3 protein-coding genes are annotated in these 3,556 nt (G+C 46.3%); all 3 read right to left on the reverse strand.

The window, feature by feature from the left end; genetic code table 11:
- A partial coding sequence (locus tag L215_RS0103660; RefSeq protein ID WP_027451359.1) for a YWFCY domain-containing protein occupies positions 1 to 1,457 on the reverse strand: 1,457 nt, incomplete at its 3' end.
- A 313-nt stretch (positions 1,458 to 1,770) separates the two neighbouring features.
- Entirely contained in the window at positions 1,771 to 3,054 is a 1,284-nt protein-coding gene (gene mobB / locus L215_RS0103665; RefSeq protein ID WP_025883349.1) for a conjugal transfer protein MobB, read from the reverse strand.
- Positions 3,054 to 3,431 (reverse strand): plasmid mobilization protein, encoded by a 378-nt coding sequence (locus L215_RS0103670; RefSeq protein ID WP_025883348.1) that lies wholly within the window; start codon positions 3,429 to 3,431, stop codon positions 3,054 to 3,056. The genes mobB and L215_RS0103670 overlap by 1 nt, the downstream gene beginning before the upstream one ends.
- Positions 3,432 to 3,556: the final 125 nt, after the last annotated feature.

Raw genomic sequence — 3,556 nt, forward strand, 5'->3', positions numbered from 1 at the left:
ACCTTGTTACTTCTGGCTGTGGCTATTAGGTTATCGAGACCTCGAAAGTAGATGGTCGGTAGCTCATCTATAATCACCGAGCTTTTAAGTTGATGCTTCTTATTGATGAGCTTCACAATGCGGCTATTGTAGAGTCCGAGCGCAGCCGAATAGATGTTCTGTCGGTCGGGGTTGTTCCCTACCACAAGCACTTTAGGCTCATTAGGATTGTTGATGTCTAGAGAGAAGTCATCGCCCGTCATCACCCAATACAATGCTGGTGAAATCATTCTTGACAAAGGAATCTTCGCTGATGCAATTTGCCCCTGTAACTGGTCTTGCGCTCCACCCTCCCAAGCGTCCATAAAAGGCGAAAGGTAGTTCGCCAGCTCATCGTAAGAGGTGAGTATTGGGAATATCTGGGCATACGGTCGATTCAAGAATTCTATGGCATGTGGAAAGGTGCAATACTTCCCCTCCTCGTATATCTTCAAAAACCAAATGATAGCTGCAAGCAAGATAATTGGAGACTCCACAAAGAAATCACCCTGCTTCTGAATCCACGAGCGGTTGAGATTAAGCATAATCGTATGTGCCGATTCGTACGCATCGGAGATGTCGCTCATAAAAGCAGGATTGATGGGATTACAGCGGTGCGACTTACGAGGGTCATCAAAGTTAATCACATAGAATTGGGGCTTCACCTCATAAGCATCCAAATGATGGAGCAAATGATTGTAGGCTATCTCCGAAAGGTCGGGGAACTTATAGTCGTAGATATACATGGCAAAGCCTTTCTCTATCTGCTGCTTGATGTAATTGTTCACGATGGCGTAGGACTTACCCGATCCCGGTGTACCAAGCACCATCGAGGCACGGAAGGGATTGACCACGTTAATCCAACCGTTATTCCACTTCTTCTTATAGTAAAAGCGTGTAGGGAGATTGATCGAGTATTCGTTTTCCATCAGTCTTGTCTCCTGCATGAAGCTCTCGTTCTCCGTATTGAACACATCGTCCATAAGGTTGTTTTTCAGCAGGCGACTCATCCATACGCCAGCCATCAGCAGGCAGATATACCCCACAGAGACTGTGAAGATGTAGAGCGAAGCTGCACCAACGACTCCAATCGGAAGTGCCAGTAGCCACCAATTGAGGAAGAATAGCACAAAGCCGATAGTCAGAACCGTCCAAATCTTAGCCCAAGTAATCTTCTCTTCCTTAACTCCACGAGTTCCTAAGCAAGAAAGGGCAAGGAACAGCACACAAAAGAGCTTCGTCCAGAGAATCGAGGAGAAGAGCCCTGCTGTCCGTTGAAAGTTCATCAGAATCTTATCGAGTACCGAGAGCGTCAAGCCCCAAGTGTGGAATGCTTCATAGCAAAACCAGTAGCAGTTAATGAGAAGGAATAGAACAGAGATACCTCTCATAAAGTCCATAATCTTGCCCAATGCTCTCAAATCATCTTCTTGTGCCATAGTTATCTGTTGTTTAATCGTTGTCTAATCACTATTTCATCAAAATCAAATGCGTAAGCTTCGCTACTTTCCCTTTTCACCGAACTGTATCTTCACAGAGAAAACAGTAGATACCTACGTGACCATTTTCTATTTGCCACGGAGGGGCGATCTATTTCCTCGGAAGTTTCATTCCATTCTTCCGAAGTTTGATTTCATTCTTCCGAACTATCACTCTGTCCTTCCGTGGATGTTTCTTCTTTCCTCCGTCTCTATTTCCGATTTCCTCCGTGAAGAGTGCGATGCCGTCCTCTTTATCATACCCTGCCTTGACTTACCTCTTTCTTCGTCTGAGATGAACCTTGCTCTGCCTGCGAAGTTTCCGTTGCCAAGCCGCCTCTTTCCAATCATCGTTGCTACTACCGATCGGGAGTTCACCGACAATATCATCTACCAGTTCATCGACAAGGTTGTCTCCCTCATCCGCATCTGACTGTAACGGTTGAACAGTTGGGGCTTCTTCTTTCAATTGAGCGGAAGAAATGCCATACAATGTTTCATCCATAAATGGATTGCAGGTCGGGTTGGAGAGGTAGGCATTAAATGTATTGGCCGAGTATCCCTTGCCTAGTCGGGAGCCATTGAGTGCAATGCCATTCGCATCGTCTATGAACGTAATACCATAGATGCGCTCGCTCTCATTCTTTCGGATAACTATTCGCAAGCCTTGCTCCTCCAATCGATGTCGCAGTGCTTCCTCTGTCTGGGGAGAAGTACGCATTACTTGTAGGACTTTCTCCCTTACGGCTGGCATCAGTGGCTTGATAGCTTGCTTAGATTGTTGCATCCTATTCTGTACGGCTGTATAGCCCACACCACGACCGATCTCCGAGGCATGGATGGGTGTACTTACCTTATCGCCTTTATCATCAGTCGGTACATAGACCAGTCCATCGTACTTCTTCCCTCGAAACTCTGTTTTGACTTCTTCAACGGCAAGATTGTAGTGGGAAAGAATGGCATTGAGTTCTCCCAGCGAACAGAAGCGGTAATGCTTCAGAACAGAACGAGCTATAGATGCTACCTGCTCTTTGATATTTCCTTTTGCCATATCCACCTTTGAGAGCTCTTGTAGCGATTTATCTGTAATCTCTGTGCTGGGAATTAAATGGTACTTCTTCTCCAGTGCATCCGTAATTTTCTTACTTCTTCTGCCTTCAAACTTGTCATTGATCTTTCGACCGTCACCATCTACCCTTAGCGATACGATGTGTATGTGCTCACGGGCGATATCATTGTGCTTGAACACAATGTAGGGTTGCTTGCCATAGCCCAGAGCCTCCATATACTCCTTAGCTATCTGCGAGAGCGTTTCATCGGACAGCTTCTCGTCTGGATGCGGATTGAGCGAGCAATGGAAGACCGTTTTCTTTGTTCTACACTTTTCGGGTATCAATGCCTGCATATCTGCAAGGACCTCCGACATCGTATATTCGCCCGCTCTATTTTGGTACAAGCCATGTGCCAGCAGAAGTGTCGCTTCCTTCTTATTCACCTTCTTGAAGTTGTAGCCGAGCGCACCCCCGAGGTTCTCCGTTGCTGAAATCTTGGCAATCATTACTTGCGGTAATCAATGGTCAGAGAGATAGCCTGCTCCTGCAAAGCAATAATCTGAGCTGACAGTTGCTCCAGCTTCTCAAGCAGTATCTGAGCAGTCTTCACGCTATGATAACTGTTGATGGCTCGTACAGCTTGGTTATACAGCACGCCTATCTTATGGATCTGGGCAGTTAACTCGGAGAGCTTACGATAGTACTCCACGGCAGACTTATCCACCGTTATCACCTTGAAATGCTCTCCCAATATCCTTGCTCGCACGAAGTCGGACTTCGTTTCCGCACCTGATTTATGGAACAAATCAATCGCCCGTTGCTGGTCTTTCGGGTTGGGAAGACGCGTATCCCATCTGTCCCATCGTTCTATCTTTCCATTCATTGTTTTTATCCTTATCTAATTACGACTTTGGAGTAATTCTCTCCCCTTCGGGGCAAGGGTCTTTGTCGGCAGAAACGGAGTTTGTCGGACAAAGACACACCTTGCCAATATCAAGAAGTGATACG

Source organism: Porphyromonas uenonis DSM 23387 = JCM 13868 (assembly GCF_000482365.1).
Taxonomy (GTDB): Bacteria; Bacteroidota; Bacteroidia; order Bacteroidales; family Porphyromonadaceae; genus Porphyromonas; species Porphyromonas uenonis.